Origin of the sequence: Nostoc sp. CENA543 (genome assembly GCF_002896875.1) — a bacterium.
Taxonomy (GTDB): Bacteria; Cyanobacteriota; Cyanobacteriia; order Cyanobacteriales; family Nostocaceae; genus Trichormus.
In genome coordinates this window covers 4,074,153-4,089,126 of sequence record NZ_CP023278.1, presented here as the reverse complement: position 1 = coordinate 4,089,126, position 14,974 = coordinate 4,074,153, and the positions used below count along the sequence as shown (strand labels likewise).

Here is a 14,974-nt window from a genome sequence, read left to right as displayed (position 1 = left end):
GAAGCTGATTTCAATTTTGCCAAAAATACCTAAGAATTTCCTATCAGTATATTGGTTAAAAAACAAACTATGTTAAGCAATGCAAAAATACTATAATTAAGTTCGTAGTAAGGAATTTAGTCCTTATTTGTTCGCGGAGCGTCTCTTAAGAGAGAACTTTAGTTCTCTCTACAAACCTTTAACTACGAATTATTTTAAGGCATCTACAGCCAGATTTAATTTCAAGACATTCACCCCAGGTTCACCAAAGATTCCCAAAAAGCGACCATCAGTATTTTGATTAATTAGAGTTTCTAGTTGTTGGGGTGATATTCCTCGCGCTTTAGCGACACGGGCAACTTGCGCTCTAGCAGCTTCTTGGGTAATGTGGGGGTCAAGACTAGAACCAGAGGTGTAAACTAAATCTGCGGTAGGTTGTACACCTGTGGCTTTTAATCGGGTTAAATCGCCTTCTACCCGTTTGCTGGGATCTGGATCGTCTTTACCTTTGATGCGTTCTATTAAAGCTGAATTACTAGGAGCTAAATTACTTGCGCCGGAAACTCCTGTTTGTAACACTTTAGCATCATCTTTTTTTGGGTCGGCGGTGCTGTAGCTGGTGGTGCTAGGACGAGAGTTAAAATAGCGATCGCTACTAAACGGTTGACCAATTAAACTAGAACCAACAACTTGACCCCGACTATCTTTAATCAAACTACCATTAGCTTGAGATGGAAACACAAGTTGTCCAAAGGCAATCATGGCAAACGGATAAATAATTGCGCCAATTACCCAAAGGACTATAGTAGAACGAATTGCTCGGCTGGCTTCTGTTGCAAAACTCATTAGAATTTCTCCGGTACAAACATTACAAAAAACAAATATGTAGAAAGGCTTAATGTTACTAGTCCCAATAGTCCTAACGCCCAAGCTTGAAAATGTGAAAACTGTTCCCCAGTCGCAGCATAAACAACAGGCGCAACTATAAGGTTGAAACACATTGCTAAGAACAAATACAAAGGTAGTTTTTGTTTACGCCATTGCAACCAAATTTCGTTTACTCCTACAAGTATTTGGGCGAATACTTGCGGTGTCAGTAGAGGAGAAATATTTACACGAGGAGGTTTCATCATAGTTTTGAGAAATGAGACATTAAGACAAGAAAGAAGTAATACCAATTCAAAATTCAGGCTTTGCTGTTAATGGGATGATTTTTGTCTCACGCATTCGCCGCTAGGCGTTCCGCTTGCGGTAGGCGCAAAGGCGCAAAGACACAAAGAATTAAAGTGTCTTTCCCCCACACCCCCACACCCTTACACCCCTACACCCCTCAACTCAAAGGTAAAATCACATCAATAAGTTTGATTGCAATGAAAGGCGCAATAATTCCACCTACGCCATAAATGAAGATGTTGCGTTTTAATAGTTGATCTGCCGTTAGGGGACGGAATTTCACGCCTTTGAGTGCTAGGGGAATCAAGACGGGAATAATTAAAGCGTTGTAGATTAGGGCGGAAATAATCGCAGATTGCGCGCTTTTTAAGCCCATAATGTTGAGTGCGCCAATCCCAGCCGCCGCAAAAATTGTGGGGATAATGGCGAAATACTTAGCAATATCGTTGGCGATGGAGAATGTTGTTAACGCCCCACGGGTGATGAGTAACTGTTTCCCAATTGTCACCAAATCGATTAACTTGGTGGGGTCAGAATCTAAGTCCACCATGTTAGCAGCTTCTTTGGCGGCTTGGGTTCCAGAGTTCATGGCTAACCCGACGTTAGCTTGAGCTAATGCAGGTGCGTCGTTAGTACCATCACCAGTCATTGCCACCAGTTTACCTTGAGATTGTTCGGAGCGAATCACGCTAATTTTGTCTTCTGGTGTGGCTTCGGCGATGAAATCATCTACTCCGGCTTCTTGAGCAATGACACTGGCGGTAATGCGGTTGTCACCCGTTAGCATGACAGTCTTCACACCCATCCGCCGCAGTTGGTCAAATCTTTCCCGCAAGCCCGGTTTGACGATATCCTTGAGATAAATCACCCCGAAAATTTGGTCATCTTGACAGACTGCTAAGGGCGTACCACCTAGACGAGAAACTCGCTCATAAGCTGCATCCACATCGTCAGCAATTCGACCACCACGAGAACGGACAAAGCCTTTAATTGCGTCTACTGCGCCTTTACGGACTTCCTTCCCGTTGGGTAAATTAGTCCCACTCATCCGGGTTTTTGCAGAAAATTCCACACCTTCGGCTTGTTTGGAATCAAAATCAACCTTGACACCCAAACTTTCAGCTAGTTTAATAATTGACCTACCTTCTGGTGTTTCATCAAACACACTGGCAGCTAAAGCTACTCGCGCTACATCTGTGACTGAGTAACTGTTGACCGGGATAAACTCATCAGCCATACGGTTGCCCAAGGTAATTGTACCAGTTTTATCTAGCACCAAGGTATTAATATCACCGCAGGCTTCTACAGCTCGTCCAGAGGTGGCAATGACATTAAATTGGGCGACTCTATCCATACCAGCAATACCGATCGCACTGAGTAAACCACCGATAGTAGTAGGTATTAAAGCTACCAATAGGGAAATTAAGATGGCGACGCTAGCACCTGCACGCAAGCTGTTTCCGGCTTCTGCCCCAAACACAATGCTGATAAAGTTGGCAATATAGTTAACAAAGGGGGGCATAGTAGCCACCACAATTAAGAAAACTTGCGTCAGTACGGCTAACAATACTGTTAAGGCAATCTCATTAGGTGTTTTCGTCCGTTCTGCCCCTTCCACAAGGGAAATCATCCGGTCAATAAAACCCTGACCAGGGTCGGCAGTAATGCGAATCGTTAATTCATCTGAAAGTAAGCGTGTACCTCCAGTCACAGAACTAGCAATATCTGTACCTGGTTGTTTGAGTACAGGCGCAGATTCCCCTGTAATTGCCGACTCATCAACTGAACCGATACCTTGAATCACTTCGCCATCGGCGGGAATCATATCATTGGCAATGACTTTTACTAAGTCGTTGCGGCGTAATTCGGTGGAGTTAATTTGCTCAATTGTACCATCGGGTAGTATTTTGCGGGCAGTAGTATCGGAACGGGTTGACCTCAAGGAATCTGCTTGTGCTTTACCGCGTCCTTCGGCGACTGCTTCGGCAAAGTTAGCAAACACGACTGTAAAAAAGAGAATTAAGGTAATTAAACCGTTTAATAGCCGTTGTTGGTTGACATTTACCTGTAAAGTGCCGAATAAATTAGGGTCAAGAGTTACCAGAAAAGTGACGATTGTTCCCACCCAAACCACAAACATCACGGGATTTTTGACGGCAATACGGGGATGAAGTTTGACAAAAGATTCTTTGATTGCCCTTTGATAAAGCCCCCGCATATCTGCTTTGGGTGTATGTCTGCGTGAATCACGCGTTCCGTGAGGAATACGGGGAGGACGAGGTGATGAGTCTATATTGGTTGTCATAGATTATGGAATACCAATTCAAAATTAAGAAATTTATGTTTGGCAGGGGGTTTCTGGATTTGGATTTTTTGCATGATTTTCGTGAATTACGCTGTGTGCAAACTTTCTTCAAACCTAACCCCCAACTCCTTCCCTTGTAGGGAAGGGGAGCAAGAATTAAAGCCTCTAACGCCACTTGCTACAACGCGGGAAACCCGCGCAACGCAGTGGCTTCTCCTTGCAGGGGAGAGGTTTGGAGAGGGGTTTCAATGATAAGTTGCACATAGCGTTAAATTACACCCCTATACCCCTGTGTTTCTTGAACGTTAAGCCTTTAAACTAGAGTGTCAACCAATACCTCTAGCAATCCAAAAGGCTTCACCGATGGGGCCGAATGCTAGGACTGGGAAAAATGTCAGCGCGCCGAGGATTAAAATTACCCCTGCGGTTACACCTGTAAATAGTCCGGTGTCAGTGCGTAATGTACCGACGTTGAAAGGAACTTGTTGTTTGCGAGACATACTATCTGCTAGTAACAGTAACCCAATAATGGGAATGTAGCGTCCGGCGAGGAGACTAAAACAAGTGCTGAGGTTCCACCATAAAGCAGTTGCGGTAGTTTTGGCACCGACTGCAATGGCTATTGGTGATGGTTGAGAATCACTTAAGCCTTCCAATCCTGAACCGTTGTTAGCTGCTGCTGAGGCGTATTCATAGATAACTTGAGCAAAACCGTGAAAGCCTGGGTTGCTGATTCCTGCTAGTTGATCGGGGAATGCTAGGGCGATGCCAGCCGGTATCATAATCGCAATGGGGTGAACTAAGAGAATCAGAAAACTTGCTAGTACAACTTCCCGCTTTTCGATTTTGCGTCCCAGAAATTCTGGTGTGCGTCCCACCATTAAACCTGTAGCAAATACTGCCAAAATCAAGTAAGCAAACAAGTATGCTGTACCTGTACCCTGTCCACCCCAAATGATTTGCAAAAACATATTCGAGAGGGTGACAAAACCGCCGTTGGGCATGAAGGAGTCATGCAAACTATTAACAGCACCACACATAGTGCCGGTTGTGCTGACAGCAAACAAGGCAGACTGCGCCCAACCAAACCGGACTTCCTTTCCTTCTAAGTTTGGTTGTGTACTGCCCAAAAGTGTATTGACTGCTGGATTGCCATTATATTCACCAATGGCGGTGATGATGATAAACGCGATATAAATCACACCTACCATCCCGTAGACTAACCAAGCTTGTTTAGTGTTGTGAGCAAATAAACCGTAAGCATAAATCAATGCTGTGGGAATTGACAGCATCGCCACAACCTCAATTAAGTTAGAAAAGCCGTTGGGATTTTCAAAAGGATGTGCAGAGTTGATGGCAAAAAAGCCGCCGCCGTTTTCTCCTAGTTCTTTGATGATTTCAAAATGAGCCACAGGGCCGCGTGCGATCGCCTGACTTATATTAGGATCTTCTAAAGTAGGAATGACAACTGGCCCGGCTAAGGTTTCGGGAACGCCAGCCGCCATTAGGGCAATTCCACCCACAATACAAATAGGTAACAAAACCCGCGTAATTGAGCGAATCAAGTCTACATAAAAGTTACCCAAAGGTCTACCAGTCAACCCACGAATAAAAGCAATCCCCACCGCCAACCCAGTCGCCGCCGAGGTGAACATATGATAGCCTAAACCCCACATTTGACTGGCATAGCTGAGGTAGGTTTCACCAGAATAGTGTTGTTGGTTAGTGTTGGTAATAAACGATATGGTTGTGTGTAATGCTGTATCCCAAGTTGGCGCACCTATTTTAGTAGGGTTAAAAGGCAACCATCCTTGATTCATGAGAATCAAGAAAATCAGCAACCCCATCACTATGTTGCTGTACAAAATGGCTCGTGCATACTGCCAACCCGTCATATTTTCTTTAGTGGCAACACCCACCAAAGAGTAAAGTATTCGCTCAATCGGATTCAAAATCGGGTCAAGAAAAGTTATTTGCTCTTGGTAGACACGCGCTATATATCGCCCAAAAAAGGGAGTTATAGCCACGACAATTAATAGCGTTAATGCTATTTGTATCCATCCTTGTAACATGATTTATCCCAATTAATAATTCGTAATTTTGACGATAATTTCAGGCATCGCTGTACATAGTAATTTGTGCGGCAATTATTTGTATCATTTGATTTAAATCATCTATTGATCTCGTAAGAAATACAAGATATAGAAGATATAAAAATGGGTATATTTTTTATTGATCTAGCGTTTATTTTTTCTATATCTAACGTTTAGATAATTTATATGCAGGTGTTTATTATGTTTATATAGCAATCCTAAATCATTTATGAGACAAAAGATCCCCGACTTCTTCGAGAAGTCGGGAAACTGGACACCGCGAGTTCTCACAAATCAGATAGAACTGCTATATATCTGCTAAACGATGACAAGTGAACAGGGAAATGGTAAAAAGTTGTTAATTAGAGTTTTATCATAATATTTAAAGTTATATAGCATTGCCTAACCTATTGAATTACTATGTAAAAATCTCTGCGCTCCTCTATGTTTAAAAATAATAAATCTGTAACTCCCTTAGTTATTAATTACTATAAAATCAATAGTTATTCTGAACAAAAATATATCCTAAATGTTTTTATATCTGAGAAGATTACTAACTAAAAAATCACAATCGAGCAGATTGGCAGTTATATTGGGACTATTTGCGACTGTGATGGTGATGGAGTTTAAAACACCCACTGAATATGTGTTTGGATATCTTTACACCGGCCCCATATTGTTAACAAACTCATGGTTTGGCAAGATGGCAAACTTTCAAGCCACTACTGTAGCTGTGTGCTTAACAATTTTGAATCTTTTTTTACCGGGAGGTGAAATAATTAATGTATCCACAGTTGCCAATCGCGCGATCGCTGTTATGGCTTTGATTGTCACTGGTGTGTTAAGCAATCGCCTGCGTCGTTCCCAAGAAGCGATCGCTGTTACTCGTGCCAAGCTAGAATCTCAAGAGGAACTAGTAAAACTCCGAGAAGATTTCGCCTCTACACTCACCCATGATTTAAAAACACCTTTGCTGGGAGCCATTGAAACCATCAAAGCTTTTCAACAAGAAAAATTTGGCCCCGTTGTACCAACTCAACAACAAGTGTTAGACACAATGGCACGTAGCCACCAAACTTCTCTGCAACTCGTAGAAACTCTGCTAGATGTCTATCGTAACGATATTGAAGGCTTAAAACTGGACTTAGCACCTCTAGATTTAAGCAACTTAGCAGAAGAGGTGGCTAGTAGTTTGATTGCATTAGCAGCGAATCGTCGTGTTCATCTCTCGGTGAGTTATGGTGATTCCGATTGGCGACGTGCATTGTGGGTTCAAGGCGATACCCTACAACTGCAACGTGTGTTTAACAATCTCTTGGTGAATGCCATTAATCACTCGCGGCGCGGTGCTAAGGTAGAAGTAGTTTTAGAACCACAAGATTCTTACCAGGTGGTAAAAATTCTGGATACGGGTGCAGGTATTGAGCCAGAACAGTTACCTCATTTATTTGAGCGATTTTATCAAGGACATAGTGACACTTTCGGTCTACGCCAAGCCAAAGGTTCAGGACTGGGACTTTATCTATCTCGGCAAATTATTGAAGCCCACGGCGGTATAATTTGGGCAGAGAACAGAACACCAACTGGTGCTATGTTTGCATTCAAATTGCCCGTTTATCCCTTTCAATCTCTAACTGCCTGAAATGTCCTCTATCCCTATTAAAATTTTACTTGTTGAGGACGATGAACTCTTCCGCTTAGGTTTACGCGTGCGATTGCAACAAGAACCGGGCTTAGAGATTGTCGCTGAGGCTGAGGATGGTGAAACAGCTATTGAATTAGTCAAGCAAAATCTTTTAGATGTGGTGCTATTAGATGTAGGTTTGCCGGGAATTGGTGGTATTGAAGCTTGCAGACAAATTAAACAGCAAAATCCCCTCCTGCCAATTTTAGTTTTCACTTCTCATTCCCAAAAACCTTTAATTACACGCTTAATTGAAGCTGGCGCGCAGGGCTACTGTCTTAAAGGCATTGCTGCGGAAAAGTTAGTTTTGGCATTACGTTCTGTGGCTGCGGGTGCTTCGTGGTGGGATGCCACAGCAACACAGGAAATTCGTTCTTCCTTAAGCTACGAACTATCTCAACCTGAGTCAGACAATATCACTAAGCTTGCCAATCCACTGACTGGGCGTGAGCAAGAAATTCTTTCACTATTAGCCGCCGGTAAAACTAATCAAGAAATCGCCCAGACATTATGTATCGCCACAGGGACAGTACGAGTGCATATTCATGCGATTTTACAGAAGTTAGAGGTAAGCGATCGCACTCAAGCTGTACTTGTTGCTTTACAAAAACATTTAATTAAAAATCAGTAGTTAAACTCTATGTATTCAATGAATCACTCCAAAATACTACAACGCATCATGTCTGCTAAATTACTCACTCCTCAGTAATAAAAACTCGATGATTTAAATGAAATAGTGATGTCTGGAAATTTTTCCAGAAAACATTGCCCTTAGCCTGTATATATATAGTGATTACCTCACTTTAGTTATGATTCTATTTTGCTAATTATTATACTAATCTTCAAGAAATTATAAAGATTAACCCCAATTTTTAGAAAAATCATCTTTGATTTATGCAAGAAATTAGTACCCCTGTAGGAATCCGATTGATTTGGAAAAAAATCTAAGTATATGTAAGGTGCGTTACGGCTTACGCCTAACATACCAAATGCCTTGGTAGTGGGTGCGTTACGCTGTCGCTAACACACCCTAATGGACTTTTATTCCTTCTTAACTGTTTCCCGTTCCCTGTTCCTTGTTCCCTTACTAAGCAAATGATTTCAGGAATCAAAGCGGATTTCTATATCTTTTAAAAATATTCAATTTATTAGTTACTAATTGTACAAATTTATCCACTGATTAACTAGATCTTTATCAACAAAATTGAATGTATTTTTGTTTACAAAAAACAATATTGTAATGAAGATTTTATATTAGAAAAATTTATATCTTGCTAGATAATCATATGTCAGCAATATTAAATAAAACTCCTTTCTTTGGGTTGATATTTATAAAATAAAATGTGTTATGCTGGAAAACAATTATTGTCAAAAGCCACTCATGTAATTCAAAACATGATTCGGTGGTTGGTTTGTAAATCATCTGTGTGCAACATGATTAGAGCAATTTACTCTAGAAATTCGTTGCAAGAAAGCCGTCATAGCAATCGGGGAAAAGCTTACTTGTTTGCACCGATGGTCAATTTTAATGTGATGGCTGAAGTGGGAGATACTCCACCCTAACTTGGTTATTTTAACTTCAGGAATAACCAAGATAAATGCAACGCTAATTATATTTAGCTGTACAGATAAAAATTTCTGGTTGATTAATTCAATCTGTACAAAATATATTGCCGTTGAAAAATCTTGTTAAATTGGGCTGTAAACATAGCTTAACCACTAATAAATAAAGGTTGGTGTAAGTGTTTTAGTGTTAAATATTCGAGGATTCTGCACAGAGATTATCTGTAGCTTATGCTGCTGCTACAGACGTTTTAGGTAGTTTAAAGCCCTGAATATGCTAAAAGACTCCATACACTAAATTATGTGGTGTTTAACTGTTAAGTATACATAATCAAACAACTCATAAATTACTTTGTAGTTAAACCCATAGTTACCTACATAAACCTTTCATGTGATTAGTTGAGCATACCCAATTTTATAACTGAATAATCTTGCAATTGTGGGTAATAACAGATAGTCATAAACAGTCTAATTTCGTGCAGACAATATGCGTAATATTGCATATATCATGATGTAGATTCTGACAAATGCTGATAGTTAAAAATAGATAATAATCTACAGAGTAATGAGATTTTTATAATTGAAATGTATTTTTAGTTATACATAATTCTCTTTGTTCAATCTATAAGTATCAGCAGGAATGTTACTCCCCAAAACCATGATTAATTTACGGTACAACCTTGGCATTGTTAACACCATTCATCTGATAATTAGGTCATGAATAATCAACGATTCAACGGGAAATTTCAGCGTTTACAAGAGCTTTTATTCATTACATTCTTAGGAGATTTACCGACATTAGCTCTAGGCACAAAATTAAGAAATCTCTTGTATAGAAAGATTTTTGCTCAGATGGGGCGTTCAGTCTACATTCAAGATGGAGTGGAATTTATCAACACTTCTTGTATTGAAGTTGGCAATGGAGTACATCTGTTTAAAGGTGTACGTCTCGATGCTAGAGGACATATCAATAATAAAATTCGGCTCAGGGACGGAGTAGCGATTGAGCGTTATGTTGATATTGGTTGTTTAGCAGACACTTGTATTGATATTGATAGTGAAACGTTTATTGGGCCGGATGTTTGTATTGCTGGCCCAGGAAACATTAAAATTGGCAAGCGTTGTATGATTGCAGCACATTCAGGGATCTATGCTAACAATCATAATTTTACTGACCCAACACAGCCTATTAAATACCAAGGTGTGACTTGTCGAGGAATTGTGATTGAGGATGACTGCTGGCTAGGACATGGGGTCACGGTATTAGATGGCGTGACTATTGGTAAGGGGAGCGTCATTGGTGCTGGTGCGGTAGTTAATAAAGATATTCCCCCCTTCTCAGTGGCTGTAGGTGTTCCGGCGCGGGTGATTAAAAGCAGAGTCACGCCAGTGTCTGTGAATGGTCATGAACCATTGGGGATGGTTGAGTGTTGATTTGGGAAACCTTAGCCTTTAGCCAGCGTCTCATAATCAGATAAAAACAGCGATGATGCGATCGCATCCACAATATATCTCGGAGCATCTACTTTGATTACCATCTTGACAAATACCGCCACAGGCTATTTAGAGAGGATTTAGTGCTGAACTATCACCGTAGTCCTCTCCAAAGGGAGCGATCTGTGGGTAATATAAAGGAGCTATCTTTTCTGCACGGCAGATACTAAGGAAGAGCCTTTTGTCATAACTTCTTGGAGAGATCACCGATGGTAACTTTAAAAATCGCTGTTTATATTGTTGTAGCTTTCTTCGTAGCTATTTTCGTGTTCGGATTTTTGTCTAATGACCCAGCTCGTAACCCCGGCCGTCGGGACTTAGAGTAATTAACTAGACAAAATATCTGTAACAGCCGGAAGTTAGCAACCGCCAATGTGATAGACATTGGCTGCTAGGTTTTTCACCTTGCAGTCTTTTGTCCTTACCGCAAGTTTGCTATACACAAGCAGAAAGCGACAGTCGGAAGGCAAAAGGATAAAATAGTCCTTCCGGCTATAAACTGGCTATTTGTTAGGTTGATTGTGTTCCCTTATGCTTCATCCCGTCCTTCCCCCAGCACCACCACCTCTTGTTGAACCCATACAACCTGCAAATGTCACTGTATCTGCAAGTAATCAGCAAGTTTCATCAGTTAGCAATGTTGAGCAGCAAGCCGCAACTCCAAACTCTCCCGTAAATGAAACAGCAGGGGAGCAGGGGGAAAAATCACTCAATGCAGATGCTCAACCGCCAGAGGAAGTCAGGGAAAATGAGGCTACGAATCATCAATCAGAGAATTTATCAGTTACTCCCAAACCATTAGCCACCAGTGCGCCAGAAGCCTTTGCTCCTGAATTTTCCCCCCGTAATATCCAGAGTGCAACGAATTTGGGTGAACCATTGGAAGTTGGTTATCCCATTCAACAACCGTTAAATTATTCTCTACAAGCACCTCCTCAAACCAGCAATCAGGCGCAAGCCATCACTGAGGATGAAGATTTTACTAAGCAAGAAAATAAAGACAATATTTCCTTACAGAAGTCGGGAGATAGTATCAATCTCTCAGTGACTGCGGCTGATAGCGCGCCTGCAAATCAAGCCATTGAAAATATTATTGAGTTTAAATCCCGCAATCCAACAACCCCATCGCCAATTCCAGCTGCGATCGCCTTTCCTCCCAGCACACAGGCTCAATCTCCAGCCAATCCGCCAGTAGTCCGCCGGAGAATTGTAGAGATTACATCAGATCGCCAAGAATACGACGAACAACGGCGAATTGTCACGGCTGAGGGGAATGTGGTGGTGCGATTTGATGGTGCAGTAGTAGATGCAGAGCGCGTACAAGTGAATTTAGACAACTTAATCGCCGCCGGGGAAGGTAACGTCGCACTCACCAGGGGGGATCAGGTATTACGGGGACAGCGTTTTACCTATAATTTTTTACAAGATAGTGGGGAACTAGAAAACGGTAGGGGTGAGATTAATATCCCCACGGCATCAACAGATTTTGCTTTCCTACCTACGGATATCACAACCGGAGGAGTTCCAGCCAATCCCCCAAGCGATCGCATTCGTGCTAATCAACCCACTACCGGCGTTAGCAGTCCTGGGGGAATCGAATTTACCGTTGGGGGTACAAACGCCAGTAATCTTCCCCCACCAAAAGCCGGCGGTGAAGTCAAACGACTGCGATTTGAAGCTAGACAAATTGAATTTTATCCCCGTGGTTGGCAAGCGAGGAATGTCCGTATTACTAATGACCCATTTTCGCCCCCAGAACTAGAATTAAGAGCCGATAAGGTAACATTAACCAGGGAAGCTCCCCTAATTGACCGCATTAATACTGAGCGACAACGGCTAGTATTTGACCAAGGCTTGACTTTACCCATCCCCCTTAATCAGCGACGCATCGACCGACGAGAACGGGACACAACACCATTGATTGTTTCCCCTGGCTTTGATGGCGATAAGCGGGGAGGGTTGTTTGTGGAACGGGGTTTTACCATCATTGACACAGATCAAACAACTCTACGAGTCACACCCCAATTTTTTGTGCAGAAAGCCTTCCAAGATGGAAATGATACTGCCTCTTTGTTTGGGATCAAGGCAAGATTAAACGCTGTTTTGAGTCCTAAAGCTGTACTTCAAGGTTCTGGAGAACTCACTAGTTTTAATTTAGACGAAGTAGATGAGAATTTAAAAGCAAGTTTGCGCTTACGTCAGACCTTGGGTGATACTAACCCCCATATTTTAAACTGGGAATATAGTTATCGCGATCGCCTCTATAACGGTACACTCGGTTTCCAAACCGTTCAAAGTAGTTTGGGTGGTGTCATTACTTCCCCCATTATTCCTTTAGGTAACAGTGGAATTAATCTTAGTTATCAAGCAGGCGCACAGTACATTAATGCCAATACAGACCGCCTAGACTTGCTAGATCCCATCCGCGAGAATAATCGCATTTCCTTGGGACGTTTCCAAACTAGCGTAGCTCTCAACCGAGGTTTTTTGCTATGGCAAGGAAAACCACTACCAGCCACAGCCACAGCAGGATTAAGATATACACCTCGTCCTGTAGTTCCATACTTGCAAGCCGTTGCTGGTGTAACTGGTACTAGCAGTTACTACACCAATGGCGATAATCAAAGCACACTCACTGGTACAGTCGGCTTAGTTGGACAAATTGGCAACTTTTCTCGACCATTTTTAGACTATACCGCCTTTAATATTTTTTACTCCCAAGGTATTAACAGTGGCTTATCACCATTTTTATTTGACCGTTCCGTAGACAATCGGGTATTGAGTGCTGGTATATCGCAACAAGTCTATGGCCCTTTAAGATTAGGCTTTCAAACATCTATTAACTTAGATACAGGCGAACAAAGCACCACCGACTACATTGCAGAGTATAGTCGGCGCACCTATGGCATCACCTTACGCTATAACCCTGTGCTGGAATTAGGTGGTTTCACGATCAGAATTAGTGATTTCAATTGGACTGGAGGAACAGATCCATTTTCCGACGGTGGAGTCAGATCGGTAGTGGGTGGTGTAAGGCAGGAAAATTGATTGGGAGTCAATAGTCATTAGTCAATAGTCATTAGTCATTAGTCATTAGTCATTAGTCATTAGTCATTAGTCATTAGTCATCATTACTCAGCACCGGCTAAACGCCGCGCTACCGCTAACAGCACTCATCACTTCTCTCTAGAGGTAAAGTGATTGTAAATGTAGTTCCTTGACCTTCTTGGCTACTAAAATTAATTGTTCCTTGATGAGCTTCTACACATCTTTTGACTATAACTAAGCCTAGTCCAGTACCCTCAATTGATTGAGTGTTGGAAGCTCGATAAAATGACTCAAACAAACGCCTTTGATCAGCTTCAGGAATACCAATTCCTTCATCTTGAATTTGAAAAATGGCGATATTCTTTTCTTGGTCGCAGATTAAATCAAGGCGAATCATTTCATTATGGGGAGAATATTTGACTGCGTTCGATAGAAGGTTGACTAACATATAATTTAAAAGTTGCTCATCTACATAAGCTTCTGTTTCTTCACTGGCACAGGTAAAAATAATTTCATGTCCACTAGTAATTACAGATGTAAACTCTTCAACTAGTTCTTGACAAAATTTCTGCAAATCCACTTTTTGAGGGTTGCATACTAGCTGTTTGGCTTCTGCTCTCCCCATAAATAGGACATCTTCCATTAAATTTTTCATGGATTGTACTGCGGTTTTAATTCTTTTTAAATAAATATTTTTCCTGGCTTCTGTTAAATTCTCTCCCTGCAATTCTATGAGTTCGACTGCGGTTTGAATGACACTTAATGGGTTGCGAAATTCATGGGATACGGTAGATATAAATAAAGATTTAAGATAATTAACTTCCCTTTCTTTACGCAATGCTTGTTCTAATAATTCTGTTTTTCTGCGCTCACTAATATCCCAAAAAACTATGACAACACCGTTAATTTGATCCGGTGGTCTCATAATTGGAGAAGCACTATCTCCTATAGGTACTCTCCTACCTTCTTTAGTAATTAAAGAGGTAAATTCTTCTAAATAAACTACCTGTTGTTCTCTTAAAACTTTGCTGACGGGGTTTTCAATTTTAGCTTCTGTAACTTCATCAATCAGACTAAAAATTTTCGCTACATCTTCCCCAATCGCATCTTGTCGATTCCACCCTGTTAAGGCTTCAGCCGCAGGGTTCATAAATGTGATAATTCCTTGGTCATCAGTCGCAATGACAGCATCACTAATAGAATTTAATAAAGTGGCTAATTTATCACGATTTTCTCGAATATCTCGTTCTAAGCGATGTTTTAATATACCAATTTCTATGGCGATACGTAAGTCTTTTGAAGTAAATGGTTTAACAATATAACCAAATGGTTGAGTAATCTTAGCTCTCTGTAATGTATTATCATCGCCATAAGCAGTTAAAAATATTACTGGTATATCTAGATACTCTCGAATGTAACTCGCGGTATCAATGCCATCCATCTCTCCTTTCAGGATGATATCCATTAAGACCAAATCTGGTCTAGTTTCTAAGGCTTTGGCGATCGCTACTTTCCCAGAAGAAGCTGTACCTGTAACTATGTATCCTAGTTGACTAAGTTGACTAGTAATAGTTCTAGCCACAATTACTTCATCTTCAACTACTAAAATTCTTGTCGTGGTCATTGGTCACTTTT

General features: G+C 41.3%; 11 protein-coding genes. 6 read left to right on the top strand and 5 right to left on the bottom strand.

All coding sequences use genetic code 11. The features are described 5' to 3' along the window. Window positions 1–189 precede the first annotated feature (189 nt). The 4 genes from kdpC to kdpA form a co-directional block, all read right to left on the bottom strand. Window positions 190–825 carry a K(+)-transporting ATPase subunit C gene (gene kdpC / locus CLI64_RS16895; protein WP_103138295.1) on the bottom strand — a complete coding sequence of 212 codons (636 nt, stop codon included), beginning with the start codon at window positions 823–825 and terminating at the stop codon, window positions 190–192. Then, a complete protein-coding gene (locus CLI64_RS31275) occupies window positions 825–1,109 on the bottom strand; it encodes a potassium-transporting ATPase subunit F (RefSeq protein ID WP_192881738.1) in 285 nt (94 codons plus the stop codon). Before CLI64_RS31275 ends, kdpC begins: the two co-directional genes overlap by 1 nt. A gap of 200 nt (window positions 1,110–1,309) precedes the next feature. Then, window positions 1,310–3,457 carry a potassium-transporting ATPase subunit KdpB gene (gene kdpB / locus CLI64_RS16885; protein WP_103138294.1) on the bottom strand — a complete coding sequence of 716 codons (2,148 nt, stop codon included), beginning with the start codon at window positions 3,455–3,457 and terminating at the stop codon, window positions 1,310–1,312. Window positions 3,458–3,783: 326 nt separating this feature from the next. Further along, window positions 3,784–5,529 (bottom strand): potassium-transporting ATPase subunit KdpA, encoded by a 1,746-nt coding sequence (gene kdpA, locus CLI64_RS16880; RefSeq protein ID WP_103138293.1) that lies wholly within the window; start codon window positions 5,527–5,529, stop codon window positions 3,784–3,786. Between the two features lie 634 nt (window positions 5,530–6,163). Between kdpA and CLI64_RS16875 the strand changes: the two genes are divergently transcribed. From CLI64_RS16875 to CLI64_RS16850, 6 genes are all read left to right on the top strand, one after another. Beyond that, window positions 6,164–7,192, top strand: coding sequence for a sensor histidine kinase (locus CLI64_RS16875; protein WP_374703977.1), 1,029 nt, complete (start codon window positions 6,164–6,166; stop codon window positions 7,190–7,192). 1 nt (window position 7,193) lies between these two features. Continuing rightward, window positions 7,194–7,865, top strand: a complete 672-nt coding sequence (locus CLI64_RS16870; protein ID WP_103138291.1) for a response regulator transcription factor — start codon at window positions 7,194–7,196, stop codon at window positions 7,863–7,865. An 803-nt stretch (window positions 7,866–8,668) separates the two neighbouring features. Beyond that, window positions 8,669–8,797, top strand: a complete 129-nt coding sequence (locus CLI64_RS31970) for a hypothetical protein (protein ID WP_264082455.1) — start codon at window positions 8,669–8,671, stop codon at window positions 8,795–8,797. A 717-nt stretch (window positions 8,798–9,514) separates the two neighbouring features. After that, window positions 9,515–10,231: a DapH/DapD/GlmU-related protein gene (locus CLI64_RS16860; protein WP_103138289.1), complete on the top strand. Its 717-nt coding sequence runs from the start codon at window positions 9,515–9,517 to the stop codon at window positions 10,229–10,231. Window positions 10,232–10,500: 269 nt separating this feature from the next. Then, window positions 10,501–10,617, top strand: coding sequence for a photosystem II reaction center protein I (locus CLI64_RS16855; protein ID WP_015141200.1), 117 nt, complete (start codon window positions 10,501–10,503; stop codon window positions 10,615–10,617). 205 nt (window positions 10,618–10,822) lie between these two features. Next, window positions 10,823–13,339 carry a DUF3769 domain-containing protein gene (locus tag CLI64_RS16850; RefSeq protein WP_103138288.1) on the top strand — a complete coding sequence of 839 codons (2,517 nt, stop codon included), beginning with the start codon at window positions 10,823–10,825 and terminating at the stop codon, window positions 13,337–13,339. A gap of 115 nt (window positions 13,340–13,454) precedes the next feature. Here CLI64_RS16850 and CLI64_RS16845 read toward each other — a convergent pair whose 3' ends face one another. Next, window positions 13,455–14,963: an ATP-binding protein gene (locus CLI64_RS16845; RefSeq protein WP_103138287.1), complete on the bottom strand. Its 1,509-nt coding sequence runs from the start codon at window positions 14,961–14,963 to the stop codon at window positions 13,455–13,457. Window positions 14,964–14,974: the final 11 nt, after the last annotated feature.